The 24,631-nt window shown below is 70.9% G+C and carries 22 protein-coding genes and 1 pseudogene; 13 read left to right on the top strand and 10 right to left on the bottom strand.

The features are described 5' to 3' along the window. Positions 1-53 precede the first annotated feature (53 nt). Positions 54-1,151, bottom strand: coding sequence for a 4-hydroxy-3-methylbut-2-enyl diphosphate reductase (locus ACIRPU_RS28625; RefSeq protein WP_403872275.1), 1,098 nt, complete (start codon positions 1,149-1,151; stop codon positions 54-56). A gap of 272 nt (positions 1,152-1,423) precedes the next feature. On the opposite strand from ACIRPU_RS28625, the gene xseA reads away from it, so the two are divergent. The 3 genes from xseA (at position 1,424) to ACIRPU_RS28640 (ending at position 3,709) form a co-directional block, all read left to right on the top strand. Next, a complete protein-coding gene (gene xseA / locus ACIRPU_RS28630; protein ID WP_403872277.1) occupies positions 1,424-2,686 on the top strand; it encodes an exodeoxyribonuclease VII large subunit in 1,263 nt (420 codons plus the stop codon). A 39-nt stretch (positions 2,687-2,725) separates the two neighbouring features. Continuing rightward, complete coding sequence (locus tag ACIRPU_RS28635; protein ID WP_403872279.1) at positions 2,726-2,950, top strand: exodeoxyribonuclease VII small subunit; 225 nt, start codon at positions 2,726-2,728, stop codon at positions 2,948-2,950. A 168-nt stretch (positions 2,951-3,118) separates the two neighbouring features. Continuing rightward, on the top strand, positions 3,119-3,709 hold the full coding sequence (locus ACIRPU_RS28640) for a malonic semialdehyde reductase (protein ID WP_355707455.1): 591 nt from the start codon (positions 3,119-3,121) through the stop codon (positions 3,707-3,709). Positions 3,710-3,843: 134 nt separating this feature from the next. On the opposite strand, the gene ACIRPU_RS28645 is transcribed toward ACIRPU_RS28640, so the two are convergent. Continuing rightward, positions 3,844-4,368, bottom strand: a complete 525-nt coding sequence (locus ACIRPU_RS28645; protein WP_403872281.1) for a DUF4245 domain-containing protein — start codon at positions 4,366-4,368, stop codon at positions 3,844-3,846. 130 nt (positions 4,369-4,498) lie between these two features. Here ACIRPU_RS28645 and glpX point away from each other — a divergent pair, with 130 nt between their 5' ends. Beyond that, positions 4,499-5,533 carry a class II fructose-bisphosphatase gene (gene glpX, locus ACIRPU_RS28650; RefSeq protein WP_403872283.1) on the top strand — a complete coding sequence of 345 codons (1,035 nt, stop codon included), beginning with the start codon at positions 4,499-4,501 and terminating at the stop codon, positions 5,531-5,533. Between the two features lie 144 nt (positions 5,534-5,677). Here the strand turns inward: glpX and ACIRPU_RS28655 are convergent, their stop codons facing one another. Together ACIRPU_RS28655 and ACIRPU_RS28660 are read right to left on the bottom strand one after the other, a co-directional pair. Beyond that, complete coding sequence (locus ACIRPU_RS28655) at positions 5,678-6,055, bottom strand: WhiB family transcriptional regulator (protein ID WP_028806547.1); 378 nt, start codon at positions 6,053-6,055, stop codon at positions 5,678-5,680. Between the two features lie 152 nt (positions 6,056-6,207). After that, positions 6,208-6,894, bottom strand: coding sequence for a DUF1707 domain-containing protein (locus tag ACIRPU_RS28660; protein WP_355707448.1), 687 nt, complete (start codon positions 6,892-6,894; stop codon positions 6,208-6,210). Positions 6,895-7,060: 166 nt separating this feature from the next. Here ACIRPU_RS28660 and ACIRPU_RS28665 point away from each other — a divergent pair, with 166 nt between their 5' ends. Further along, positions 7,061-8,728, top strand: coding sequence for a fumarate hydratase (locus tag ACIRPU_RS28665; protein ID WP_403872285.1), 1,668 nt, complete (start codon positions 7,061-7,063; stop codon positions 8,726-8,728). 74 nt (positions 8,729-8,802) lie between these two features. On the opposite strand, the gene ACIRPU_RS28670 is transcribed toward ACIRPU_RS28665, so the two are convergent. Together ACIRPU_RS28670 and ACIRPU_RS28675 are read right to left on the bottom strand one after the other, a co-directional pair. Next, positions 8,803-9,255 carry a hypothetical protein gene (locus ACIRPU_RS28670; RefSeq protein ID WP_403872287.1) on the bottom strand — a complete coding sequence of 151 codons (453 nt, stop codon included), beginning with the start codon at positions 9,253-9,255 and terminating at the stop codon, positions 8,803-8,805. Between the two features lie 53 nt (positions 9,256-9,308). Continuing rightward, positions 9,309-9,830 (bottom strand): SigE family RNA polymerase sigma factor, encoded by a 522-nt coding sequence (locus ACIRPU_RS28675; protein WP_403872289.1) that lies wholly within the window; start codon positions 9,828-9,830, stop codon positions 9,309-9,311. A 147-nt stretch (positions 9,831-9,977) separates the two neighbouring features. On the opposite strand from ACIRPU_RS28675, the gene ACIRPU_RS28680 reads away from it, so the two are divergent. The 3 genes from ACIRPU_RS28680 to ACIRPU_RS28690 all read left to right on the top strand — a co-directional run bounded on the left by ACIRPU_RS28680 (position 9,978) and on the right by ACIRPU_RS28690 (position 14,607). Next, a complete protein-coding gene (locus ACIRPU_RS28680) occupies positions 9,978-11,363 on the top strand; it encodes a class II fumarate hydratase (protein WP_355707437.1) in 1,386 nt (461 codons plus the stop codon). Between the two features lie 84 nt (positions 11,364-11,447). Continuing rightward, a complete protein-coding gene (locus tag ACIRPU_RS28685) occupies positions 11,448-12,140 on the top strand; it encodes a DUF402 domain-containing protein (RefSeq protein WP_403872291.1) in 693 nt (230 codons plus the stop codon). Positions 12,141-12,456: 316 nt separating this feature from the next. After that, positions 12,457-14,607, top strand: a complete 2,151-nt coding sequence (locus ACIRPU_RS28690) for a SpoIIE family protein phosphatase (protein WP_403872293.1) — start codon at positions 12,457-12,459, stop codon at positions 14,605-14,607. Between the two features lie 79 nt (positions 14,608-14,686). On the opposite strand, the gene ACIRPU_RS28695 is transcribed toward ACIRPU_RS28690, so the two are convergent. After that, entirely contained in the window at positions 14,687-17,131 is a 2,445-nt protein-coding gene (locus ACIRPU_RS28695) for a transglycosylase domain-containing protein (protein WP_403872295.1), read from the bottom strand. 280 nt (positions 17,132-17,411) lie between these two features. On the opposite strand from ACIRPU_RS28695, the gene ACIRPU_RS28700 reads away from it, so the two are divergent. The 5 genes from ACIRPU_RS28700 (at position 17,412) to ACIRPU_RS28720 (ending at position 22,507) form a co-directional block, all read left to right on the top strand. Continuing rightward, the gene (locus ACIRPU_RS28700; RefSeq protein ID WP_403872297.1) at positions 17,412-18,398 is read left to right on the top strand and encodes an SPFH domain-containing protein; all 987 of its coding nucleotides are present in this window, start codon (positions 17,412-17,414) and stop codon (positions 18,396-18,398) included. After that, positions 18,395-18,652 carry a hypothetical protein gene (locus ACIRPU_RS28705; RefSeq protein ID WP_355706689.1) on the top strand — a complete coding sequence of 86 codons (258 nt, stop codon included), beginning with the start codon at positions 18,395-18,397 and terminating at the stop codon, positions 18,650-18,652. The genes ACIRPU_RS28700 and ACIRPU_RS28705 overlap by 4 nt, the downstream gene beginning before the upstream one ends. A gap of 311 nt (positions 18,653-18,963) precedes the next feature. Continuing rightward, a complete protein-coding gene (locus tag ACIRPU_RS28710) occupies positions 18,964-19,488 on the top strand; it encodes a PadR family transcriptional regulator (RefSeq protein ID WP_403872299.1) in 525 nt (174 codons plus the stop codon). Then, positions 19,485-20,174 carry an ABC transporter ATP-binding protein gene (locus ACIRPU_RS28715; protein WP_403872301.1) on the top strand — a complete coding sequence of 230 codons (690 nt, stop codon included), beginning with the start codon at positions 19,485-19,487 and terminating at the stop codon, positions 20,172-20,174. The genes ACIRPU_RS28710 and ACIRPU_RS28715 overlap by 4 nt, the downstream gene beginning before the upstream one ends. Then, positions 20,171-22,507 (top strand): ABC transporter permease, encoded by a 2,337-nt coding sequence (locus ACIRPU_RS28720; RefSeq protein WP_403872303.1) that lies wholly within the window; start codon positions 20,171-20,173, stop codon positions 22,505-22,507. Before ACIRPU_RS28715 ends, ACIRPU_RS28720 begins: the two co-directional genes overlap by 4 nt. Before the next feature lie 61 nt (positions 22,508-22,568). Here ACIRPU_RS28720 and ACIRPU_RS28725 read toward each other — a convergent pair whose 3' ends face one another. The 3 genes and pseudogenes from ACIRPU_RS28725 to ACIRPU_RS28735 all read right to left on the bottom strand — a co-directional run bounded on the left by ACIRPU_RS28725 (position 22,569) and on the right by ACIRPU_RS28735 (position 24,552). After that, a complete protein-coding gene (locus ACIRPU_RS28725; RefSeq protein WP_054242616.1) occupies positions 22,569-22,997 on the bottom strand; it encodes a hypothetical protein in 429 nt (142 codons plus the stop codon). A gap of 121 nt (positions 22,998-23,118) precedes the next feature. Beyond that, positions 23,119-23,487: pseudogene (locus tag ACIRPU_RS28730) on the bottom strand (roadblock/LC7 domain-containing protein); the annotation flags it as partial. A 168-nt stretch (positions 23,488-23,655) separates the two neighbouring features. Next, entirely contained in the window at positions 23,656-24,552 is an 897-nt protein-coding gene (locus ACIRPU_RS28735; RefSeq protein ID WP_403872305.1) for a MarR family transcriptional regulator, read from the bottom strand. Positions 24,553-24,631 lie beyond the last annotated feature (79 nt).

Consider the following 24,631-nt stretch of genomic DNA (forward strand, 5'->3'; position numbering starts at 1 on the left):
GGCCCTACGTTACGACGGTCGACTGACAGTCACTCACTCGGCCGAGGTGTCGGTCAGCTGTCCGCAGGACCGGAGACCGCGGCGGACCCGGTGTCGGACCCGGCGTCCGACGCCGCCTCGGACGCGGCCGCGGACGCGGACGCCGTGCCGCTGCCGCCCCGCTCGGCCGCCAGCGCCGCCGCCTCCTCGCGCAGGTCACGGCGGAGCTCCTTGGGCAGCGAGAAGGTGATGTGCTCCTCGGCCGCCTTGACGAGTTCGACGTCCCCGTAACCGCGCTCGGTGAGCCAGGCCAGGACCTCCTCGACGAGGACCTCCGGGACGGAGGCGCCGGAGGTGACGCCCACCGTGGTCACGCCCTCCAGCCAGGCCTCGTCGATCTCGCTCGCGAAGTCCACCAGGTAGGCCGCGCGGGAGCCGGCCAGCTTGGCGACCTCGACGAGCCGCACGGAGTTCGAGGAGTTGCGGGAGCCGACCACGATCACCAGCTCCGCCTCCGCGCCCATCTGCTTCACCGCGAGCTGACGGTTCTGCGTGGCGTAGCAGATGTCGTCGCTGGGCGGGGAGATCAGCTGCGGGAACCTCTCCTTGAGGGCGTCGACCGTCTCCATGGTCTCGTCGACCGAGAGGGTCGTCTGGGAGAGCCACACGATCTTCGACGGGTCGCGGACCTCCACCTTGGCGACGTCCGCGGGACCGTCGACGAGCTGGATGTGGTCGGGGGCCTCGCCGGAGGTGCCGATGACCTCCTCGTGGCCCTCGTGCCCGATCAGGAGGATGTCGTAGTCCTCGTCGGCGAAACGGACGGCTTCCTTGTGGACCTTGGTGACCAGGGGGCAGGTCGCGTCGATGGTTGCCAGCCGCCCGCGCGCGGCCTCCTCGTGGACGACGGGGGCGACGCCGTGCGCGGAGAACATGACGATGTTGCCCGGCGGGACCTCCTCGGTCCGCTCGACGAAGACGGCGCCCTTCCGCTCCAGGGTCTGCACGACGTACTTGTTGTGGACGATCTCGTGCCGGACGTAGACCGGCGCCCCGTACTGCTCCAGGGCCTTCTCGACGGCGATCACGGCACGGTCGACGCCCGCGCAGTAGCCCCGGGGAGCGGCGAGCAGGACACGGCGGCGGCCAGGCGAAGCAGTCATGCGTCCCATCGTAAGGCCGCGCCCGAGGGGTCGGAGATCACCGCGTTGCCGGGCCTGGGCAGACCGGCGGTGAGCCGAGGGGAGCCGCCAGGAACCGACGCCCCGAGGCAACGACGCCATGAGGCACCGATGTCCGGAGGCACCGACGTCCGGAGGCACCTACGTCCGGAAGCCGGGATGGATCACCTGAGGTCGGCCCCCACCCCCACCCCCGCCCGCGCCTTCCTCACCGGGGCGGCGAGACCCCCGGATTGTCGGTGGCTGCCGATACGCTCGGGCGCATGGCTGTGAACACGTCCGCGGACGCCCCGCTGCCCGTCGGCGAGATCTCGCGGCTCATCGGAAGCTGGATCGACCGGCTCGGCGCGGTGTGGGTCGAGGGGCAGATCACCCAGCTGTCCCGGCGCCCGGGGGCCGGCGTTGTGTTTCTGACGCTGCGGGATCCGTCGCACGACATCTCGGTGAGCGTGACCTGCTACCGGCAGGTCTTCGACGCGGTCGCGGACGTCGTCGGCGAGGGCGCGCGGGTCGTCGTCCACGCGAAGCCGGAGTGGTACGCGCCGCGTGGCCAGTTGTCACTGCGGGCTGTCGAGATACGGCCGGTGGGGGTCGGTGAGCTGCTCGCGCGGCTGGAGCAGCTGAAGAAGTCCCTGGCCGCCGAGGGGCTCTTCGCCCCCGCCCGGAAGAAGCCGCTGCCCTTCCTGCCGCAGCTCATCGGGCTGGTGTGCGGGCGGGCCTCCGCGGCCGAGCGGGACGTCCTGGAGAACGCCCGGCACCGCTGGCCCGCCGTCCGCTTCGAGGTGCGCAACGTCGCCGTCCAGGGCGTGCACGCGGTGACGCAGGTCGTCCAGGCGGTGAAGGAGCTGGACGGCAGGGACGACGTGGACGTGATCATCGTCGCGCGGGGCGGTGGAAGCGTGGAGGATCTGCTGCCGTTCTCCGACGAGCAGCTGGTCAGGGCGGTCGCCGCCTGCCGTACGCCGGTCGTCTCGGCGATCGGGCACGAGCCGGACAATCCGCTGCTCGACCACGTGGCCGACCTGCGCGCCTCGACGCCGACCGACGCCGCGAAGAAGGTCGTACCGGACGTCGGCGAGGAACTGGAGCGGGTGCGGATGCTGCGCGGGCGGGCGCGGCGCTGCGTGCAGGGGTTCCTGGAGCGGGAGGAACGCGGGCTCGCCCACGCCCTCGCGCGGCCCGCGATACAGGATCCGCACCGGATGATCGACGAGCGGGCCGATCGCGTCTCCTCGCTCGTCGACCGTTCACGGCGCACGCTCGGGCATCTCCTGGACCGCGCCGACTCCGAGCTGGGCCACACGCACGCGCGCGTGGTGGCGCTCTCGCCGGCCGCGACGCTGAAGCGGGGGTACGCGGTGCTTCAGAAGGCCGACGGACACGTGGTCCGGGATCCGGCCGAGGTGACGGCCGCCGAGACACTGCGCGCGCGGGTCGCCGAGGGCGAGTTCACCGTCCGGGTGGACGACGTCGACGACGTCGACGACATCGACGACATCGAGAGCGTCGAGAACGTCGCCGACTAGGCGGCGACGATCACAACAACGATCACCGGGAATGGGTGCATGACGAGCAAGACGGACGAGGCGCTCGGGTACGAGCAGGCCCGCGACGAGCTGATCGAGGTCGTACGACGTCTGGAGGCGGGGGGTACGACGCTGGAGGAGTCCCTCGCCCTGTGGGAGCGCGGTGAGGAGCTGGCCAAGGTGTGCCGGCGCTGGCTGGAGGGCGCCCGGGCGCGGCTGGACGCGGCGCTGGCCGTGGAGGGGGAAGCGGAAGACGGGGAGTGAGCCGAGTGCCCCCGGCCGGGGTGGCGGTGCACCGGGCCTGTGAAGCGGATCACGCCACTCCGGTCTTTGTTGAACTTTGAACCTTCCCCGCGTACTGTCGGTGCCGTCAGCCTATCCGGACCGCGGTCCGGTACTGGATCCGGACGCCACCCCCGAGGAAGTTTCCGCATGTCTCTCGTTCTTGACGCCACCGCCCAGGACCTGCTGTTCCGCGAGGCCCACACCGCGAACACCTTCACCGACGAGCCGGTGACCGACGAGCAGGTCCAGGCGATCTACGACCTGGTCAAGTACGGGCCGACGGCGTTCAACCAGACCCCGCTGCGCATCACCCTGGTCCGCTCCGCCGAGGCCCGCGAGCGCCTGGTGCAGCACATGGCCGAGGGCAACCAGCCCAAGACCTCCACCGCCCCGCTGGTCGCGATCCTCTCCGCGGACAACGAGTTCCACCACGAGCTGCCGACCCTGTTCCCGGCCTTCCCGCAGGCCAAGGACCTGTTCTTCAGCGAGCGCCCGGCCCGCGAGGGCGCCGCCGCGCTGAACGCCGCCCTCCAGGCCGCGTACTTCATCATCGGCGTCCGCGCCGCCGGCCTGGCCGCCGGCCCGATGACCGGCGTGGACCTCGAGGGCGTCCGCAAGGAGTTCCTGGACGACGACCACACCCCGCTGATGGTCGTCAACATCGGCAAGCCGGGCGAGGGCGCCTCCTACCCGCGCTCCCCGCGCCTGGCGTACGACGAGGTCGTCACCACGGTCTGACCGTCACCAGGCCGTCCGACCGTCGTCCGACCGCCTGACCGTCGTCCGACCGTCTGACCGGCCGTCCGACAGCAGTGCCTGCGAAGAGGCCCCCGGCGAGCTCGCCGGGGGCCTCTTCGCAGGTCAGGTGGTGCTCACGCCAGCTTCAGCGCCTCGGCCATCGTCGACAGCTGCTCGAAGGAACCCGTGCCCGCCACCACGGTGGTGGAGCCCGCCGCGCCCTGGAGGACGAGCGCGTCGTAGCGGCCGCCGGTGTAACGGATCCAGGTACGGCCGCCGATCTGCTCGGTGACCTTGGTCGCCTTCGAGCCCTGGCTGGCTTCCTCGACGAACTCCGAGCGCTGCTGAGTGGACTGCTCGACCGCCACGTACTCCCCGTCGGGAGCGTGGAAACCGAGGTGCCAGGCATCGAAGTCGTCGCCCTGGAACCGCACCGAGGTCGCCTTCCAGGTGGCGGGCAGGCCCTCGGGCGCGGCCACCGGGTACGCCGCCGCGCGACGCGCCGTGAGGAGCTCTACGCGGTAGTCGACCTGCTGGACGTCGCGAGGGCGATCGTCGTGCGGGACGAAGAGGTATATGACCCACGCCGCGAGCACGATCACCCCGAGGGAGAGGATCATGTCGCGGGCCGTCTTCTGCTTGCCGTTCGAACCTGCCACGCCCCCTATCGTCGCAGGTGCCCGAGGCGCTCATCCGTGGGGTCCCCTGCTCATTTTGTCGGACTGACGATAGAGTCGGGTTCGAACCCTCATCCGGCCGTCGTCGTATCAGTCAGAAAGGTGCGCTCCGATGACCGAGCATCATCAATTGCCGTCCGAACTCGATGTCCCCTCCGAGGCCCCCGACCGCAACCTCGCCCTGGAACTCGTCCGGGTGACCGAAGCCGCCGCCATGGCCGCGGGCCGCTGGGTGGGACGCGGCGACAAGAACGGGGCCGACGGCGCCGCGGTGCGCGCCATGCGGACCCTCGTCTCCACCGTGTCGATGAACGGCGTGGTCGTCATCGGCGAGGGCGAGAAGGACGAGGCCCCGATGCTCTTCAACGGGGAGCGCGTAGGTGACGGGACCGGGCCCGAGGTCGACATCGCGGTCGACCCGATCGACGGCACCACGCTGACGGCGAAGGGCATGCCGAACGCGATCGCCGTCCTCGCGGCCACCGAGCGGGGCGCGATGTTCGACCCGTCCGCCGTCTTCTACATGGACAAGCTGGTCACCGGCCCCGAGGCCGCCGACTTCGTCGACATCGACGCGCCCGTGGCCGTGAACATCCGGCGGGTCGCCAAGGCCAAGCGGGCCATGCCCGAGGACGTCACCGTCGTCATCCTGGACCGCCCGCGGCACGAGGGCATCATCGAGGAGATCCGGGCGACCGGCGCGCGCATCAAGCTGATCTCCGACGGTGACGTCGCCGGCTCGATCCTGGCCCTGCGCGAGGGCACCGGCGTCGACCTGCTGCTCGGCATCGGCGGCACCCCCGAGGGCATCATCTCGGCCTGTGCCGTGAAGTGCCTGGGCGGTGTCATCCAGGGCAAGCTGTGGCCCAAGGACGCCGAGGAGCGGCAGCGGGCGCTCGACGCCGGTCACGACCTCGACCGCGTCCTGACCACCGAGGACCTGGTGACCGGCGAGAACGTGTTCTTCGTCGCCACCGGTATCACCGACGGTGAGCTGCTGCGCGGGGTCAGGTACCGGTCGGAGACCGCGACCACCGACTCGATCGTGATGCGGTCGAAGTCCGGGACGGTCCGGCGGATCGACTCCGAGCACCGGCTGAGCAAGCTGCGGGCCTACAGCGCGGTCGACTTCGACCGGGCCAAGTAGTTCGCCGGGCCGAGTGGTCGGTCGGGCCAAGTAGTCCGACAGGACCGGGCAGTTCGGTGAACCTGGCGGTTCGGTCCCCGTAGTGCGTGAGAGGGGCACCCCCGGTGCGGTGGGGGTGCCCCTTTCGCGTGCCCCGAGGACTTCTCAGCCCGCCGCCGCTATACGGCCGGCCGACTGTGCCGCCTTCTTCAGTTCCACGTCGCGTCGGCGGCGCCGGGCGAGGGCCACCCGGCGTTCGGCGGCGGTGAGGCCGCCCCAGACGCCATAGGGCTCGGGTTGGAGGAGCGCGTGTTCGCGGCACTCCACCATGACGGGACAGCGCGCGCAGACCCGTTTCGCGGCCTCCTCGCGGGAGAGCCGGGCGGCCGTGGGCTCCTTGGAGGGGGCGAAGAACAGACCTGCCTCGTCGCGTCGGCACACCGCCTCGGTATGCCAGGGGGCGTCTTGATCCCTGTCGCGCGCTGGTACCCGCTGGGCCGGAACAGCGGCGACCTGCACGGGCGAATGCGGCGGTTGCAGCACGGGTCTACTCCTGACGACGGCTTCGCGAGCGAGAGACGATGCAGCAAGGCCTACCCGCTGTGCGCGCGCCTATGCACTGAGTCCCCGACCACCGTGCCCGCGGTGACCCTCGCGACAGCCTCGCCTCGGACCCGCGGCGAACTTCACGACCGTCAACGGTCCAGGTGTTTGCGCAAACTCCTGTCGACCTTGTGCTGGACCCGATCGAGAATGTCCGCCACGAGCTTGCCCCGCTTCGGCCGGCCCTCGATGTTGCCCAGCACCGCCCAGCCGTCCACGTAGACCACCGGGGCGTCGGGCTGGGGCGAATCGAGCGAGTCCACCTCGAAGTTGCCCAGCACCGCGCCGCCGGTGCCGCGCAGCGAGACGTTCTCCGGGACGCGGACCTCGACGTTGCCGAAGACCGAGATCGCCTTGATCACGACCTGCTGGTACTCGAAGAGCGCCTCGGTGAGGTCGATCTCGACGGTGCCGAAGACCGCGTAGGCGTGGATCCGGCGGCCCGCGCGCCAGCGACCCCTGCGGACGGCGCTGCTGAAGACCGCGACCACGTTGTCGTCGGGGTCGGCGGGGATCGCGCCCGCGGTGGGCCGGCTGGGGGCGGAGGAGGGGGCCGCGCGCCGCTCGTGCGCGGCCGGCAGGTCCCGGACGAAGACCTCCAGCTCGCCCACCGTCTTGGCGGCCAGTACGCCCTCGACACGCTCCGCGTGCTCGTCGGCGGTCAGCCGGCCCTCCGCGAGGGCCTCGCGGAGCATGTCGGCGATACGGTCACGGTCGGCGTCCGAGGCGCGCAACTCCGCGGCCGGCGCGGGGGCGGCGGTCTGTTTGTGAAGGTCCACGAGAGCAGCGTACCGAAACACGATAGATCGCGATAGCCCCACCTCGAAGCGGGCACCGGCGAACTGAGCCTTACCTCACAAGCTCGCCGCCGACGGCAGGTTCTACGCTGGTGAGCGCCCGCCGATGGAGGCGGGCCCGCTGTCTGTCGAGTGAGGAATGGGCGAGATGCCTGAGTTCGCATACACCGATCTGCTTCCCATGGGAGAGGACACCACCCCCTACCGGCTGGTGACCGCCGAGGGTGTCTCCACCTTCGAGGCCGACGGGCGGACGTTCCTCAAGGTGGAGCCGGAGGCGCTGCGCAAGCTCGCCGAAGAGGCCATCCACGACATCCAGCACTACCTGCGCCCGGCCCACCTGGCGCAGCTGCGCCGCATCATCGACGACCCGGAGGCCTCCGGCAACGACAAGTTCGTCGCGCTGGACCTGCTGAAGAACGCGAACATCGCGGCCGCCGGCGTGCTCCCCATGTGCCAGGACACCGGCACGGCGATCGTCATGGGCAAGCGCGGACAGAACGTGCTCACCGACGGCGGCGACGAGTCGGCGCTCTCGCGCGGCATCTACGACGCCTATCTGAACCTCAATCTGCGCTACTCGCAGATGGCCCCGCTGACCATGTGGGACGAGAGGAACACCGGCTCCAACCTGCCGGCCCAGATCGAGCTGTACGCGGCCGACGGCGGCGCGTACAAGTTCCTGTTCATGGCCAAGGGCGGCGGCTCGGCCAACAAGAGCTTCCTCTACCAGGAGACGAAGGCCGTCCTGAACGAGGCCTCCATGATGAAGTTCCTGGAGGAGAAGATCCGCTCGCTCGGTACGGCCGCCTGCCCGCCGTACCACCTGGCGATCGTCGTCGGCGGCACGTCGGCCGAGTTCGCGCTGAAGACCGCGAAGTACGCCTCCGCGCACTACCTGGACGAGATCCCGGCCGAGGGTTCGCCGCTCGGGCACGGCTTCCGGGACAAGGAGCTCGAGGAGAAGGTCTTCGAGCTGACCCAGCGGATCGGCATCGGCGCGCAGTTCGGCGGCAAGTACTTCTGCCACGACGTGCGGGTCGTCCGCCTCCCCCGGCACGGCGCGTCCTGCCCCGTCGCCATCGCCGTCTCCTGCTCGGCCGACCGGCAGGCCGTCGCGAAGATCACCGCCGAGGGCGTCTTCCTGGAGCAGCTCGAGACCGACCCGGCGCGCTTCCTGCCGGAGACCACGGACGAGCACCTCGACGACTCCTCCGACGTCGTGCGCATCGACCTCAACCAGCCGATGGACGACATCCTCGCCGAGCTGACGAAGTACCCGGTCAAGACCCGGCTCTCGCTGACCGGTCCGCTGGTCGTGGCCCGCGACATCGCGCACGCCAAGATCAAGGAACGTCTGGACGCGGGCGAGGAGATGCCGCAGTACCTGAAGGACCACCCGGTGTACTACGCGGGCCCGGCCAAGACCCCCGAGGGCTACGCGTCCGGCTCCTTCGGCCCGACGACGGCCGGCCGCATGGACTCCTACGTCGAGCAGTTCCAGGCCGCCGGCGGCTCCAAGGTCATGCTCGCCAAGGGCAACCGCAGCAAGCAGGTCACGGACGCGTGCGGCACGCACGGCGGCTTCTACCTCGGCTCCATCGGCGGTCCGGCCGCCCGGCTCGCCCAGGACTGCATCAAGAAGGTCGAGGTCGTCGAGTACGAGGAGCTCGGCATGGAGGCCGTCTGGAAGATCGAGGTCGAGGACTTCCCCGCCTTCGTCGTCGTCGACGACAAGGGCAACGACTTCTTCCAGGACCCGGCCCCGGCGCCGACGTTCACGTCGATTCCGGTGCGGGGGCCGGGTCTGGTGTGACGCGTGTGATCCTGTGACGGACGCCCGCCCCTGATTGACGCAGGGGCGGGCGTCGTTGTCAGGTCAGGGCCTGGTCAGCCGGCGCAGATGGTGAAGTTGACCGTGTCGCCCGGCTTGATGGTCTTCGGGGCGTGCGGGGTCACCTCGAGCACCGAGTTCGGCTTGCAGCCCTTGACGGCCTTCTTGGTGACGGTGCCGAGCTTCGTCTGCGTCTTTTCGAGCAGCGGCTTGGCCATGTCCAGGCTGAGGCCCGCGAGGGGGAGCCGCGTGGTCGTACCGTCCCCGAAGAGGTAGAGCAGGGTGGTGGCGTCGTCGCTCGCGGTGACCGTGCTGGTCGCCGCCGGGGCCGCCGACTTCCCCCCGCCCGCCACCGAGGTGGCCAGGGCCGTGCCCCCGCCGCCCAGGATGAGCGCGGCGGCGACGGCGGCGATGCCGACGGTCCGCCTGCGGCGGGTGCGCCGCTCGATCCGGGGCGCGTCGAAGTCGGGGGTCTCGGCGGAGTCCGCGAAACGGTTCATGGCGTTCATCAGTTCCTCTTCGAATGGTGTGCGGGCGGAAGGCCGCGCGTCGCCGTACGAGGTCATCGGATTCCTTCCGGGTGCCGCAGCGGTGAAGGGCCGGAGAGTGCGGGGAACTGACTTCTGAGCTTCTCGATGCCCCGGGCCAGCTGGGAGCGGACCGTACTCGGCGTGATGCCGAGATCGGCCGCGATCTCAGCGTCCGAGAGATCGTCGAAGTATCGCAGCACCACCACCGTCCGCATCCGCATGGGAAGTTGCTGCAACGCGCGCACCAACTGGTCCCTGCTGTCGACCTGCCCGTACTCGTCCCCCGGGGCGGCGGTGTCGCCGTCTTCCGGATGGGCGGTCGTGGTCAGGCGGCGGAATCTCCGCCAGCGGTCGTTGGCCAGGTTCACCATGATCCGCCGGACGTAGGCGTCCGGAGCGTCCTTCGCGGCGATGACGCGCCACTTGCGGCACGCCTTCTCCAAGGTCTCCTGGACCAGGTCCTCGGCCGCCTCACGGCTTCCCGTGAGGACGAACGCGCCCTTGAACAACGCGGCCGACCGGGCGGCCACGAATTCCTGGAAGTCCGTCTCCACACGCTCCTCCCTTCCTGTCACCCCTCCTCGACGTGAACGGCCCCCCGTCTGCTGCACGACCCCGACGAGACCTGGGTCACATGCCGGATGCCATCCGGACGGCCCAGCGCGCGGAACATCCGGGCCGCCCCGATCGCTGTACCGGACATGAGCGACTACCGGATCGAGCACGACTCCATGGGTGAGGTACGCGTCCCGGCGAACGCCAAGTGGCGGGCCCAGACACAGCGCGCCGTCGAGAACTTCCCCGTCTCGGGGCAGCGCATCGAGCGTGCGCACATCGAGGCGCTGGCCCGGATCAAGGGGGCCGCGGCGAAGGTGAACGCGCGCCTCGGGGTGGTCGACAAGGACATCGCCGACGCCATCCAGGAGGCGGCCGCCGAGGTCGCCGAGGGGCGGTGGGACGAGCACTTCCCCGTCGACGTGTTCCAGACCGGGTCCGGGACCTCGTCCAACATGAACACCAACGAGGTGGTCGCCACCCTCGCCACCGAGCGCCTGGGCCGGGCCGTGCACCCCAACGACCACGTCAACGCCTCCCAGTCCTCCAACGACGTCTTCCCCTCGTCCCTGCACATCGCGGCCACGGCCGCCGTCACCCGCGACCTGATCCCCGCCCTGGAGCAGCTCGCGGCAGCCCTGGAGCGCAAGTCCGCCGAGTTCGCCGACGTGGTGAAGGCGGGGCGGACGCATCTGATGGACGCCACGCCCGTGACGCTCGGCCAGGAGTTCGGCGGGTACGCCGCCCAGGTGCGGTACGGCGTGGAGCGGCTGAACGCCTCGCTCCCCCGGCTCGCCGAGCTGCCGCTGGGCGGTACCGCGGTCGGCACCGGCATCAACACGCCCCCCGGCTTCTCCGCCGCCGTCATCGAGGAGGTGGCGCGGGCCACCGGGCTGCCGCTGACCGAGGCCCGCGACCACTTCGAGGCGCAGGGCGCGCGCGACGGGGTCGTCGAGACCAGCGGGCAGCTGCGGACCATCGCCGTGGGCCTCACGAAGATCGCCAACGATCTGCGGTGGATGGCTTCGGGGCCGCGCACCGGCCTCGCCGAGATCAGCCTGCCCGACCTCCAGCCCGGCTCCTCGATCATGCCGGGCAAGGTCAACCCGGTGATCCCGGAGGCCGTGCTGATGGTCGCCGCGCAGGTCGTCGGGAACGACGCGACCGTGGCCACGGCGGGCGCGGCGGGCAACTTCGAGCTCAACGTCATGCTGCCGGTGATCGCCAAGAACGTGCTGGAGTCGATCCGGCTGCTCGCCAACGTGTCCCGGCTGCTCGCCGACCGGACGGTCGACGGGATCGTCGCGCACCGCGAGCGCGCCCGGGAGTACGCCGAGTCCTCGCCGGCCGTGGTCACGCCGCTGAACAAGTACATCGGGTACGAGGAGGCCGCGAAGGTGGCCAAGAAGGCGCTGGCGGAGCGGCGGACGATCCGGCAGGTGGTGCTGGACGGCGGGTACGTGGAGCGCGGCGATCTGACGGTCGAGCAGCTCGACGAGGCCCTGGATGTCCTGCGGATGACACACCCGTAAACCCTCGTGCGTTTTCGCGCCCCGGGCGTGAGAACCGTGACGCGCGCCGCAGCGTCGTATGCCCATGGCACCTAATATCTGTGCATGGCAGACGGTGGAGCGGTGAGACGCGTGGGAACTGGTGGTGCGGCGGCCTTCTGGGAGCCCGGGAGCCGGATTCTGTGGCGCTACCGGGAGAACGGCGGGCCGAACTTCCACATCGCCCGCCCGGTCACCGTCGTGCGGGACGACGAGGAGCTGCTCGCCGTCTGGCTGGCCCCGGGCACGCAGTGCGTCAAGCCGATGCTCGCGGACGGCACCTCGCCGCACCAGGAGCCGCTGCGCACCCGGTACACCAAGCCGCGTACCGTTGCACGGGGCCACTGGCTCGGCACCGGCGTGCTGAAGGTGGCCCGGCCCGGCGAACCGTGGTCGGTGTGGCTGTTCTGGGATCCGGGGTGGCAGTTCAAGAACTGGTACGTCAACCTGGAGACACCGCTGGCCCGTTGGGACGGCGGGGTGGACTCCGAGGACCACTTCCTGGACATCTGCGTCTACCCGGACCGCAGTTGGGGTCTGCGTGACGAGGACGAGTTCGCGCAGGCCCAGCAGGACGGACTGATGGACCGGGCGGTCGCCGAACAGGTACGGGAGGCGGCCGGCCGGGCGGTGGAGGTGATCCGTGCGTGGGGGCCTCCGTTCAGCGAGGGCTGGCAGAACTGGCGCCCGGATCCGTCCTGGGCCGTACCGTTGCTGCCGGAGGACTGGGACCGTACGCCCGCGCACATGTCCACATGAGACCCTTGATGCGCCCCCGGGCAACAAACGTAGGATCGTCCTCCGCAAGGCACGCTGGCAGTAACTCCCGGAGCGGACGCCGGGCCTGACCGAACGTCACCGAGGGGCGGCAGCACGTGAGCGAGGGGTACGAGGGCAACACCGGCGGGACGCTCGACGTCGGCCCCCAGGGCCGCGCGCGGCCCACCGGTGGCACAGGAACAACCTCTGACCACGCGGGAATTCCGTTCCGGGGGCACGTATTCCGGGTATCGGGTTTCCTGCGGGACCAACTGCGCGCGCTGCGCGCAGCCCCGGACGGACGGATTCGACACGCGTGACGGAGCAGCCCACCTCCTACGAACGCCCCCAGGGCGTCGACCCCACGGACCCCCGTGGGGCACTGCTGCATACCCAGGCACCGGCGCCGGGCTCGTCCGCCTTACCGCCCGATGCCTCGGGTACGACGACGCCGCGCGGCAAGGGCGGAAAGGGTGGCATGGGCGGCCAGGGAAGCACGGGAACGGATGCGACCGGTTCGGAGGCCGGATCCGGCACCGAACACTCCCAGCCGTCGGCGTCCGACGAGGCGATGGGGGCGCCCCCCGCGCGGGCCAAGCCCAGCGTGGGGGACCACCGGCCGCGCCCCGCTCCCGAGTCCATCCCGGCCCAGCCGGGCGCCGACGCGCGCCCGGAGCGGGGTCCGGAAGGACAGGACCGGCGCGCCGGAGGGACGCTGACGCCCGGCCGGCCCACGCCGATGCGGCGGGACGGGGACCGGCTGCGCTTCGTGGGCGCCGCGACCCGGCGGATCGCCCGCGGCCTGGACCTCGACGAGATCGTGATGGGGCTGTGCCGGGCCACCGTGCCGACCTTCTCCGACGCGATCCTCGTCTATCTGCGCGATCCGCTGCCCGTGGGCGACGAGCGGCCCGCGGCGGACCGCATCATGCTGCGGCTGCGGCGCACCGACCGCATCCCGGAGGAACGGGACACCGAGACCGGCTTCGCGGCGCTCGCCCTGCCGCCCCCGGAACCGGCCGAGCTGACCGCCGAGCTGTCGGCCGCGGTCGCCGAGCTGTGCGAGGTGCGGCCCGGCGGGGCGCTCGCGGAGGTGCTGCGCGGGGTGCGTCCGGTGTTCGCCGACCATCCGGCCGCACGCGCCGCGCTGCCCGAACTGCTGGGCGAGGACAGCACCTTGGCCATCCCGAGCGGTCAGCGGGCCGTCCTGGCCCCGCTGCGGGGCCGTCGCCGGGTGATCGGCGCCGCGGTGTTCCTGCGCCGCCCGGAACGCATCCCGTTCGAGAACGACGATCTGCTGGTGGCCGCCCAGCTCGCCACGCACAGCGCCCTGGGCATCGACAAGGCGGTGCTGTACGACCGTGAGGCGTACATCGCCGACGAGTTGCAGCGCACGATGCTGCCGGAGACCCTGCCCCGCCCCACGGGCGTACGGCTCGCCTCCCGGTACCTGCCCGCGGCCGAGACCGCGCGGGTCGGCGGCGACTGGTACGACGCCATCCCGCTGCCGGGCAGCCGGGTGGCGCTGGTGGTGGGCGACGTCATGGGGCACTCCATGACCTCGGCGGCCATCATGGGGCAGCTGCGGACGACGGCCCAGACCCTCGCCGGCCTCGACCTGCCCCCGCAGGAGGTCCTGCACCACCTCGACGAGCAGGCCCAGCGGCTGGGCACCGACCGCATGGCGACCTGCCTGTACGCCGTCTACGACCCGGTCTCGCACCGCATCACCATCGCCAACGCGGGCCACCCGCCGCCCATCCTGCTGCACCTGGGCGGCCGGGCCGAGGTGCTGCGGGTGCCGCCGGGCGCGCCGATCGGCGTGGGCGGGGTCGATTTCGAGGCGGTGGAGCTCGACGCCCCGGCCGGGGCGACGCTGCTGCTGTACACCGACGGCCTGGTCGAGTCCCGGCTGCGGGACGTGGCGACCGGCATAGAGCAGCTGCGGGAGAAGCTCGCCGCGACCGCCCAGCTGACCGGGCCCGATCATCCGCCGCCGCTCGAGGCCCTGTGCGACGAGGTGCTCGACATGCTCGGCCCGGGCGACCGGGACGACGACATCGCGCTGCTCGCCGCCCGCTTCGACGGGATCGCGCCGAGCGACGTGGCGTACTGGTTCCTCGAACCGGAGGACGCGGCTCCCGGCCGCGCCCGTCGGCTGGCCCGGCGGGCGCTGTCCCGCTGGGGGATGGAGGACATGACCGACTCCGTCGAGCTGCTGGTCAGCGAAGTGGTGACCAACGCGGTGCGGTACGCCACGCGGCCGGTGACCCTGCGGTTGCTGCGGACCGACGTGCTGCGCTGCGAGGTCGGCGACGACGTGCCGCAGCTGCCTCGGCTGCGGCAGGCCCGGGCGACCGACGAGGGCGGCCGCGGCCTGTATCTGGTGAACCGGCTGGCCCGGCGGTGGGGGGCCACCCGGCTCAGCACCGGCAAGGTGGTCTGGTTCGAGTTGAACCGGAGCTGAGGCGAACGCGGTAACCACGCGGAGGGGGCGCCCGGAGATTTCCGGGCGCCCCCTCCGCTGTTGCTGCCGCCGGTGGCCGCTACTGGCCGAAGAGCGGGTCCTCCGGATCCTCCGACCCGGTCGACGGATCGTCCGTGCTCGGTTCCGACGAGGTGTCACCCGTCGGTGTGCTGGACGGGGACGAACTCGGCTTCGACGACGTGGACGGGGACGAACTCGTCGACGGAGAGGAGGACGGGGACGAACTCGTCGACGGGGACGAGGACGGGGACGTGCTCGCGGACGGCGAGGTGCTCGGGGACGGCGACGCGGTCTGCACCGCCGCGCCCTGGTCGGTGTCCAGGTCGAACTTGGTGACCTTCGTGGAGACGCCGAAGGTGTACGCCGCCCAGATCTGTGCCGGGAAGCCACCACCGTTGACGCGGCCCGCGTCCGAGGTCAGGCCGTTCGTCGCACCGGTCAGCGGGACCTGGGGGTGCGGGGCCTTCGCGGACTCGCCGAAGATACCGACCGAGGTGACCAGGTCCGGGGTGTAGCCGGTGAACCAGGCCGACTTGTTGTTGTCGGAGGTGCCCGTCTTGCCCGCGACCTTCTGGCCCTTGCGCAGCGGGTTGTCCCGTACGGACTTCTTCGCCGTACCGTCGTCGACCACGCCGGTGAGCACCGAGGTGACCGAGTCGGCGGCCTCGCGGCTGATGACCTGCTCCCCGACGGGGTCGGTGTGCTTGAACGTCGGGTGGGCGCTGTTCTCCGCCGACTTGATGAGCGCCGGGGTGACCTGCTTGCCGTGGTTGTCGAGGGTGGCGTAGACGCCGGCCATCTGGAGCGGGCTCGCGCCCATGGTGCCCAGGGTCTGGGCGGGCACGGCCTTGAGGTCCGCGGTGTCCATGCCGAGGTTGGCCGCGACCTTCAGCACCTCGGGCATGCCGACGTCGACGCCCATCTGCGCGAAGACGGAGTTGATGGACTTGTTCAGCGCCGTCTGGACGGTGACGTCGCCGTAGTCCTGGTCGTCCTCGTTCTCCGGGGCGAAGCCGATGTCGCTGCCCACGACCGGGCGCTTGCTGGTGCCGTCGTAGAGCGTGTTGGCGGTGATCGGGTCGCCGTCCTGCGTCTTGGCTGCCTCGTCGAAGGCCGCGGCGAGGATCACCGGCTTGAAGGTCGAGGCGGGCTGGTAGTCGGTGCGGGTGGCGTTGTTCGTGTAGTGGTCGGTGTAGCTGGTACCGCCGTACATCGCCTCGACGGCGCCCGTCTTCGGGTTCACCGACACCGCGCCGGCCTGGACGTCGCCGTCGACCGAGCGCTTCTTCTTGTCCAGCTTGCTGGTCAGCTGCTCCTTGACGGACGTCTCCAGCGCCTTCTGCTTCTTCTTGTCGATGTTGAGCTCGATGTTCCAGCCGCCGCGCCTGACCAGGGCCATGCCCGACTCGTAGTCGTCCGCGACGCCCTGGGCCACCAGCTGCTTGGCCAGTTCGACGTTGGCCGCGTCGACGAGGTAGCCGATCTGGCCCTCCTTGCCGGGCGCGGCCTTGGGCTCCTTGGGCTCCGGGAACGTCATGGCGTCGCGCTTGCTCTTGTCCAGCCAGTCCTGCCCGACCATGTTGTCGAGGACGTAGTTCCAGCGGGCCGTGACCAGCTTCTTGCCGGTGTCGGAGGCGGAGGTCCAGTCGTACTGGCTGGGCGCCTGGAGCAGCGCGGCGAGGTAGGCGCCCTGCGGGACGGTGAGCTTCTCGGCGTCGACGCGGTAGTAGGCCTGGGCGGCCGCCTGGATGCCGTAGGCGCCGCGGCCGTAGTAGCTGGTGTTGATGTAACCGGCCAGGATGTAGTCCTTGTCCTTCTCCCGGTCCAGCTTCAGGGAGATGACCAGTTCCTTCAGCTTGCGCGTGACGGTCTGTTCCTGGGTCAGGTAATAGTTCTTGACGTACTGCTGGGTGATCGTCGAACCGCCCTGCGCGCCCTTGCCCATGAGGGTGTTGAGGACACCGCGGGTGGTGCCCTTGAAGTCGACGCCGACGTCGGTGTAGAAGGACTTGTTCTCGGCGGCGACGAAGGTGTGCTGGACCTCTATCGGGATCTTCGCGAGTTCGACGTTCTCCCGGTTGACCTCACCGTCGCGGGCGAGGATCGCGCCGTTGTCGTACTCGTAGACGTTGCTCTGGAGGTCGGCGTCGGGGTTGCCCTCGGGGATCGGCGTGCTCACGTACAGCCAGACGAAGGCGCCGAGGACGACCACGATCAGGCCGAGGAAGGTGCCGAGGATCTTCTTCCAGGTGAAGAGCCGGCGTATGAAGCTCTTGTCCTTCTTGCCGGCCTTGCCCTTGGCGCCCTTGCCGCCCTTCTTCGCGCCCCGGCGGGCGGCCGCGCGGCCTCCGGTCGCGGGAGCGGTCTCCGGCTCCGCCTCCGCGGTCGCCACGGACTCCGCCCTGGAGGGCGCCGTCGTCGTGTCGGTCTCATTCGAGCGGCCCCTGGGCGCCGCGCGGCGGCCACCGCGCTGTCGAGCTCGTCTCTCGTCCGCTCGTCCCATGAGTCCGCTCGCTCCGCTTCCTACTCGGCAGTCACACCAGTGCCCGGGGGCAGGGGCAGGTCAGCTCAGAAAGCTAACACCGCTGTCTATGACGAAGGGGTCTCGGTCCGGTCCGTACAGGGCGTGAGAATCAGCACCCCGCGCGAGGGAACCGCCCGTACGTCTCCACCGAGTCCGACGTACGAGAGTGGCACAGGGTTGCCATGAGGCGCTAAAGTGATATCACTTAGATAGGCCGCTGATTACTGAATCAGTCGGCGACGAGAAACGGGGACCCGACATGTCCACTCACGACCCCTCGGCCACCACCGAAGCCCACGTCGACACCGACCTCGACATCGATACCGACGGCGACACCGTCGACGCACCCGACATGCCCGCCCCGCGGGTGTACGAGTTCCCCGCGAACAGCGTGGCCGGCGGACTCGCCCTGTTGCTCGGTCTCGTCGGACTGCTGGCCGGCGCCGGAATGGTCGCCCTCGGCGCCCAGGTGGACGCGGCCGGCCCCAAGACGGCGCTGATCACCGTCGGCATCCTGGTCGGGGTCGCCGCGTTCCTCGCGATGTGCGGGCTGAACACGGTGTCGCCGGGCGAGGCGCGCGTGGTGCAGCTCTTCGGCCGCTACCGGGGCACCATCCGCGAGGACGGACTGCGCTGGGTGAACCCCTTCACCTCCCGCGAGAAGATCTCCACCCGGGTCCGCAACCACGAGACGGCCGTACTGAAGGTCAACGACGCCTACGGCAACCCGATCGAGCTCGCCGCGGTCGTGGTGTGGAACGTGCGGGACACCGCGCAGGCCAGCTTCGAGGTGGACGACTTCCTGGAGTTCGTCGCCACCCAGACCGAGGCGGCCGTCCGGCACATCGCCATCGAGTACCCCTACGACTCGCACGACGAGGGCGGCCTCTCGCTGCGCGGCAACGCCGAGGAGATCACCGAGAAGCTCGCCGTTGAGCTGCACGCGCGCGTGGAGGCGGCCGGCGTCCGGATCATCGAGTCCCGCTTCACCCACCTCGCGTACGCTCCCGAGATCGCCTCGGCGATGCTTCAGCGACAGCAGGCGGGCGCCGTGGTCGCGGCGCGGCGGGAGATCGTGGACGGGGCCGTGGGGATGGTCGAGGCAGCGCTCCAGCGCATCTCCGAGCGAGGCATCGTGGAGCTGGACGACGAGCGGAGGGCTGCGATGGTGTCCAACCTGATGGTGGTGCTGTGCGGGGACCGCGCGCCCCAGCCGGTACTGAACACCGGGAGCCTCTACCAGTGAGTGATCCCGCCGGGGGTCCGGCCCCCCAGCGTCGGCCGCAGCAGCGCAAGCAGGTGCTGCTGCGGCTGGATCCGCTGGTCCACGACGCGCTGGCCCGCTGGGCCTCGGACGAACTGCGGTCGGCGAACGCGCAGATCGAGTTCCTGCTGCGCAAGGCGCTGAAGGAGGCCGGGCGGCTGCCCGGCGACACCGGGCCCCTGCCCCGTCGCGGCCGTCCCCCCGGCGGCCCGCCCCCCGGCCCCCCGCCGGCCTGAACGGCCGACCTCCACTTCACCCCCACCCCCACATCCCGAGCCTGTCGCAGCCGCCGAGCCCGAGACACGCGCCGGACCGAGGCGGGCGCCGGCCTTCGGCAGACGCGGACCCCGAGGCAGGCGCCGGGCCCGAAGCAGGCACCCAGCCCGAAGCAGGCACCGAGCCTGCGGCAGGCGCCTGACCGAGGCGGGTGCTGGGCCTGTGGCAGAACGGTGACAATCGGTTCTCACCTGCGGACTCCCACTCCCCGGCGTCACCTGTACACAGGGCGTATACACACCGGGTATACACCGCATGTACAGTCCTCCCCATGTCCATCGGTCACACCCTCCTGGGACTCCTGGAGTCCGGGCCCCGCCACGGTTACGACCTCAAGCGGGCCTTCGACGAGAAGTTCGGTCACGACCGGCCGCTGCACTACGGCCAGGTCTACTCGACGATGTCGCGTCTGCTGAAGCACGGGCTCGTCGAGGTCGACGGCATCGAGGCCGGCGGCGGTCCCGAGCGCAAGCGGTACGCGATCACCGGTGCCGGGATCACCGACGTCGAGCAGTGGCTCGCGACGCCCGAGAAGCCCGAGCCGTATCTCCAGTCGACGCTGTACACCAAGGTCGTCCTCGCGCTGCTGACCCAGCGCGACGCGGCCGAGATCCTCGACACCCAGCGTGCCGAGCACCTGCGCAGCATGCGCATCCTCACCGATCGCAAGCGCCACGGCGACTTCGCCGACCAGCTGATCTGTGACCACGCCCTGTTCCATCTCGAGGCCGACCTGCGTTGGCTGGAACTCGCCACCGCCCGGCTCGACAAACTGAAGGCCGCGGTGATCGCGTGAACGCCCCCGGGGGATCCCTGCTCACCGCCGAGAACCTGCACAAGACGTACGGGCCGACGATGGCGCTGGCCGGTGCCGAGTTCTCCATCCACCCCGGCGAGGTCGTCGCGGTGATGGGCCCGTCCGGGTCCGGCAAGTCGACGCTGCTGCACTGCCTCGCCGGGATCGTGACACCCGAATCGGGTTCGATCATGTACGACGGCCGCGAGCTCGCGACGATGAGCGACGCCCAGCGCAGTCAGCTGCGGCGCTCCGAGTTCGGCTTCGTGTTCCAGTTCGGGCAGCTCGTGCCGGAACTGACCTGCGTGGAGAACGTGGCGCTGCCGCTGCGGCTGAACGGCACCCCGCGCAAGCAGGCCGAGCGCACCGCCCTGGGGTGGATGCAGCGGCTGGAGGTCGACGACCTCGGCAAGAAGCGGCCCGGTGAGGTGTCCGGCGGGCAGGGGCAGCGGGTGGCCGTGGCGCGCTCGCTCGTGACCAGCCCGCGCGTGGTGTTCGCCGACGAGCCGACCGGCGCGCTGGACTCGCTCAACGGCGAACGCGTGATGGAGTTGCTCACCGAGGCCGCCCGGTCGGCCAACACGGCCGTAGTCCTCGTCACGCACGAGGCACGGGTGGCGGCCTACTCCGACCGCGAGATCGTCGTACGGGACGGGAAGTCGCGGGACATGGAGCGGGCCATATGAGCGTGGGGCAGTGGTCCAGGGATCTGGGCCTGGGGGTCCGGTTCGCCTTCGGCGGCGGCCGGGAGGGTTGGGTACGGGCCGTGCTGACCGCGGTCGGCGTCGGGCTCGGCGTGGCGGTCCTGCTGCTGACGACGGCGGTGCCGAGCGCGCTGTCGGTGCGCCACGACCGGGAACAGTCCCGGCTGGACTGGCCGTTCGGCGAGCCGCCGGCCAAGGGCGACGACACCCTGGTGGTCGCGAACGCCGACACGACGTTCCGTGACAAGGACGTACGCGGCCGACTGGTGGAGCCGGAAGGAGCGCGCGCCCCGCTGCCGCCCGGCCTGAGCCGGTTCCCGGCCGAGGGCGACATGGTGGTCTCGCCCGCGCTGAAGAAGCTGCTCGCCGCCGACGGTTCGGCGCTGCTGCGGGAACGCCTCCCGTACCGCGTGACCGGGACCATCGGGGAGAGCGGGCTGGTCGGCTCCCAGGAACTCGCCTACTACTCGGGCTCCACCGAGCTCGCCGCGCACATGGAGGACTACGGGGCGGCCCGGCTGAAGGAGTTCGGGAACCCGAACCCTTCGAAGGAGGAGACCGACCCGGTACTGCTCCTGCTGGTCCTCGTCATCATCGTGGTGCTGCTGATGCCGGTGGCCGTGTTCATCGCCGCGGCCGTGCGGTTCGGCGGTGAGCGGCGCGACCGCAGGCTCGCTGCCCTCCGGCTGATCGGTTCGGACGGCCGGATGACCCGGCGTATCGCGGCCGGCGAGGCGATGGCCGGGGCGCTGCTGGGCCTGGTCCTCGGCACGGTGTTCTTCCTCATCGGCCGCCAGGTGGCGGGCTCGGTCGAGGTGATGGGCATCAGCGTGTGGCCCAGCTACCTCGACCCCTCCCCCGCGCTGGCCGCGCTGGTCGCCCTCGCGGTGCCGGCCGCGGCGGTCCTGGTCACCCTCTTCGCCCTGCGCGGTGTGGTGATCGAGCCGCTCGGCGTGGTGCGCACGGCGAAGCCCGCGCGGCGACGGCTGTGGTGGCGGTTGCTGCTGCCGGTGGGCGGCTTCGCGATGCTCTACCCGATGGTCGGCCAGGGCCACACCAACGGCGACTTCAACCAGTACCTGGTGAGCGGGGGTGTCGTCCTGATCCTCGTCGGCATCACCGCGCTGCTGCCGTGGCTCGTGGAGACGGTCGTCGGCCGGCTCGGCTCCGGTGGCCTGGCCTGGCAACTGGCCGTACGGAGGCTCCAGTTGAGCAGCGGTACGGCAGCCCGGATGGTCAACGGCATCGCGGTCGCGGTGGCCGGTGCGATCGCGCTCCAGATGCTGTTCGCCGGTGTGGACGGCGACTACACCAAGTCCACCGGCCAGGACCTCACCCGGGCGCAGATGCAGGTCCGGGTGCCGGACGGCGCCCCGCTGGCGGCGACCGCCAAGAAGTTCGCCGACACCAAGGCCGTCAGCAAGGTCACGGCCCTGTGGGAGGGCTACCTGGGCGACACCTCCTGGAACACCGAGAACGGCCCGAACCTCTCCACCGAGCTGACCGTGGGCGACTGTCCGGCCCTGCGCCAGGTGGCGAAGCTGCCCTCGTGCAAGGACGGCGACCAGTTCGTCCTCGACGGCGACGAGTACTCCGCCGACGGGCCGAAGATGAACACGCCCGGCAAGAAGCTGTACATCGAGCCGTCCGGCTCCGGGAGCACCGGCGACGTCGTCTGGACCGTCCCCGCGGGCATCACCGAGGCCAAGTCGGTCAAGGGCCTCACCGACTACAAACGCGGTGGCTTCCTGATGACGCCGAGCGCGCTGCCCGAGGCCGCCGAGAAGCTGGTCACCGGTGAGATCTACCTGTCGATCGACGAGTCCGTGCCCGACGCCTACGAGTACGCCCGTAACACGGCGTACCGGGTGGATCCGCTGGCCGCACCGATGACGTGGGCGTCCACTCGGCAGGACACGAAGTTCACCACCATCCGCACCGGTCTGCTCGTCGGCTCCGCCTGTGTGCTGCTGCTGATCGGGGCGAGCCTGCTGGTCTCCCAGCTGGAGCAGCTGCGCGAGCGCCGCAAGCTGCTGTCGTCCCTGGTCGCCTTCGGCACCCGGCGGCGCACCCTGGGCCTGTCGGTGCTGTGGCAGACGGCGATCCCGATCGCGCTGGGCCTGGTGCTGGCCATGGGGGTGGGGCTCACGCTGGGCGTGGTCCTGCTGAGGATGACGGACACGCCGGTGGGCGTGGACTGGGCGAGCGTGCTGGCGATGACCGGCTGCGGCGCGGCGGTCGTCCTGCTGGTGACGCTGCTGAGCCTGCCCCCGTTGCTCAAACTGCTGCGGCCGGACGGCCTGCGCACGGAGTGAGCGCGGCGAACACGCCATGAGCAGACGGTCCCTCCCCGCCCGGGGAGGGACCGTTCCGCGTTCAGAGCTGGTACTCCCGCACCACCCTGCGCACCTGGGCGAACAGCATGCCGACATTGACGGACTTGCGGCAGACGACCACCGCGACGACGTCCTGCTGCTCGGTCATCCGCACGAACAGGTGAGTGAGGTTCTCACTGTTGACGAGGATCTCCTGGAAGAAGTGGTTGTCGCTCTGGACCCCGCGCCGCTCCTTGAAGACGTCCTCGATCATCACGACCGTACGGCCCTGGAACAGGTCGAGCGTCGCGCCCGCCAGCAGGTCCAGGACCTCGGGCGGATGGTTGTCGACGGTCTCGTAGGAGAGCAGCATGCCGGTGGACATGTCGACGACGCCTGAGGCGACGCAGTCGGGGGCATCCGTGCGCAGTGACTTGACCAGGCCCATCACCTGGTCGGAGAAACCTGGGGTCATACGTTTCGTCGCCATCCCTTCAGACTCCTTCGGCGGTCTTCACGGTCGTCTCGGTCGTCTCGGTCCGGTCGGTCCGGTCGGTCCGGTCGGTCCGGTCGGTCCGGTCGGTCCGGTCGGTCCGGTCGGTCCGGTCGGTCCGGTCGGTGAGGATCAGATCGATGCGGCGCAGGGCGGGCTGGGTCGCCCGGTGCAGGCGCTCCACGTCCATGCCCTCGTCACCGAGTACGACCATCAGCGCGGTGTCGCCGACCGCGTAGAACGCGGCGCAGCCGTGGCTGCCGTAGGCCACCGTGCGGTGCAGGGCGCCGCGGGCGGTCGCCTCCGCGGTGCGGCGGGCGAGGCCGAGGCCGGCCGCGGCGAGGGCGGCGAGGCCCTCCGGATCGATGGAGTCGGCGGTGTCGGCGGCGATCAGCAGTCCGTCCGCCGCCGCCAGCGCCGTGTCGGTGATACCGGTCACCTGCTCCCGCAGGCCGCGCATCTCCCGCGCGAGGGCTGTGTGGTCCATGAGTGCAACTCCCCTAATTCTGATCGCATATGACCGTCTTTTTTCTGTGGGGGTGTACGTGGGGGTATACGTGGGGCTTCCGCCGGGGCTTCCCGTCGGAGTTCTCCGCGTCGGGATTCCACAGTGGGTTTCTGCGTGGGGTTTCTGCCTGTTTCCTGCGTGGGGCTGTTATTTCGCCGTGGGGTTCCGCAGGCGGAAGAACTCCTTCCAGCCGGTGCCGGTGCCGTTGCCTTCCGTCGTGAGGGCTTCGTTGATGCCGCTGGCGCCGGGGCTGCGGCGCGGCAGGGCCGTCGCTTCCGGCGCCGACGGCTGCCGGGGCGGCGGCGGGGCCGGTTCGCGGGGGCGGATGCCGTGCCCGTCGGGCGGCAGCCGGACCGGGATCGGCCGGGGCGCGTCCACGCACTCCAGGAGCCCCTCCGCCAGCATCCGGGCCACCTCGACGGTGACGGTGTAGACCCCGCGCCCGGTCCGGAAGGCGAGGTCCCGGGCGGTGCGCCGGCCGTCGGCATGGGCGAGCAGCTCGCGTTGCAGCACGCCGAGCCGGCCGGCCGCGTAGGACAGGGAGGCGGGCACGGGCCGTTCCCGGTCCGGGCGCACGGGATACGGCTGCTCCAGGAGCGCGCCGAGCTTGCGGGACGCCACCTGGAGCAGCCGGGTGGGCGGCTCGCCCACGGCGACCGGGGCGGGCGGCGGCCCGGTCGCCGGACCGCGTTCGCAGCCGTCGACGCTGCCCGCGACGACCGCGAACACGGCGTCCTGGAGAGCCATCGCGCAGACCACCCGGAGCTGGGCGGCCCCCGCGTAACCGTGGGCGATCAGCCCGGCGGCCGGCCAGCGCACGCCGCCCGACTCGCGCACCAGCCCGGCCCACTCCTCCCCGCCGATCCGGCCGGAGCGCAACAGCAGTGCCTCGGGTGCGGGGGCGCCCGGCGACTCGACCGCGACGACCAGCCCGCCGTGCAGATGGAAGATGCCGCCGGGCGAGCCGAGGACGTGCAGTTCCCCGGTGAAGCCTTCCCGGCCGCACGCGGCGAGGTCGCGTGCCAGCAGTTCGTAGCCCGACATCACTCCCCTTGGACCTCTCGCACATACGCCTGACGCGTAGCGCTGAGGAGGGAATGTGTATCAGTCCGTACGCATATTC

This window comes from Streptomyces sp. NPDC102259 (assembly GCF_044766465.1).
In the GTDB taxonomy this organism is placed as follows: Bacteria; Actinomycetota; Actinomycetes; order Streptomycetales; family Streptomycetaceae; genus Streptomyces.

Bases quoted from the DNA above. Each gene is read 5' to 3' on its own strand.
- ACIRPU_RS28720 (WP_403872303.1), top strand. From the start codon at position 20,171: ATGAGCGTGGGGCAGTGGTCCAGGGATCTGGGCCTGGGGGTCCGGTTC.
- ACIRPU_RS28680 (WP_355707437.1), top strand. From the start codon at position 9,978: ATGAGCGACTACCGGATCGAGCACGACTCCATGGGTGAGGTACGCGTC.
- ACIRPU_RS28625 (WP_403872275.1), bottom strand. From the start codon at position 1,151: ATGGGACGCATGACTGCTTCGCCTGGCCGCCGCCGTGTCCTGCTCGCC.
- xseA (WP_403872277.1), top strand. From the start codon at position 1,424: ATGGCTGTGAACACGTCCGCGGACGCCCCGCTGCCCGTCGGCGAGATC.
- ACIRPU_RS28700 (WP_403872297.1), top strand. From the start codon at position 17,412: ATGTCCACTCACGACCCCTCGGCCACCACCGAAGCCCACGTCGACACC.
- ACIRPU_RS28735 (WP_403872305.1), bottom strand. From the start codon at position 24,552: ATGTCGGGCTACGAACTGCTGGCACGCGACCTCGCCGCGTGCGGCCGG.
- glpX (WP_403872283.1), top strand. From the start codon at position 4,499: ATGACCGAGCATCATCAATTGCCGTCCGAACTCGATGTCCCCTCCGAG.
- ACIRPU_RS28635 (WP_403872279.1), top strand. From the start codon at position 2,726: ATGACGAGCAAGACGGACGAGGCGCTCGGGTACGAGCAGGCCCGCGAC.
- ACIRPU_RS28685 (WP_403872291.1), top strand. From the start codon at position 11,448: ATGGCAGACGGTGGAGCGGTGAGACGCGTGGGAACTGGTGGTGCGGCG.
- ACIRPU_RS28725 (WP_054242616.1), bottom strand. From the start codon at position 22,997: ATGGCGACGAAACGTATGACCCCAGGTTTCTCCGACCAGGTGATGGGC.
- ACIRPU_RS28695 (WP_403872295.1), bottom strand. From the start codon at position 17,131: ATGGGACGAGCGGACGAGAGACGAGCTCGACAGCGCGGTGGCCGCCGC.
- ACIRPU_RS28670 (WP_403872287.1), bottom strand. From the start codon at position 9,255: ATGAACGCCATGAACCGTTTCGCGGACTCCGCCGAGACCCCCGACTTC.
- ACIRPU_RS28710 (WP_403872299.1), top strand. From the start codon at position 18,964: ATGTCCATCGGTCACACCCTCCTGGGACTCCTGGAGTCCGGGCCCCGC.
- ACIRPU_RS28640 (WP_355707455.1), top strand. From the start codon at position 3,119: ATGTCTCTCGTTCTTGACGCCACCGCCCAGGACCTGCTGTTCCGCGAG.
- ACIRPU_RS28665 (WP_403872285.1), top strand. From the start codon at position 7,061: ATGCCTGAGTTCGCATACACCGATCTGCTTCCCATGGGAGAGGACACC.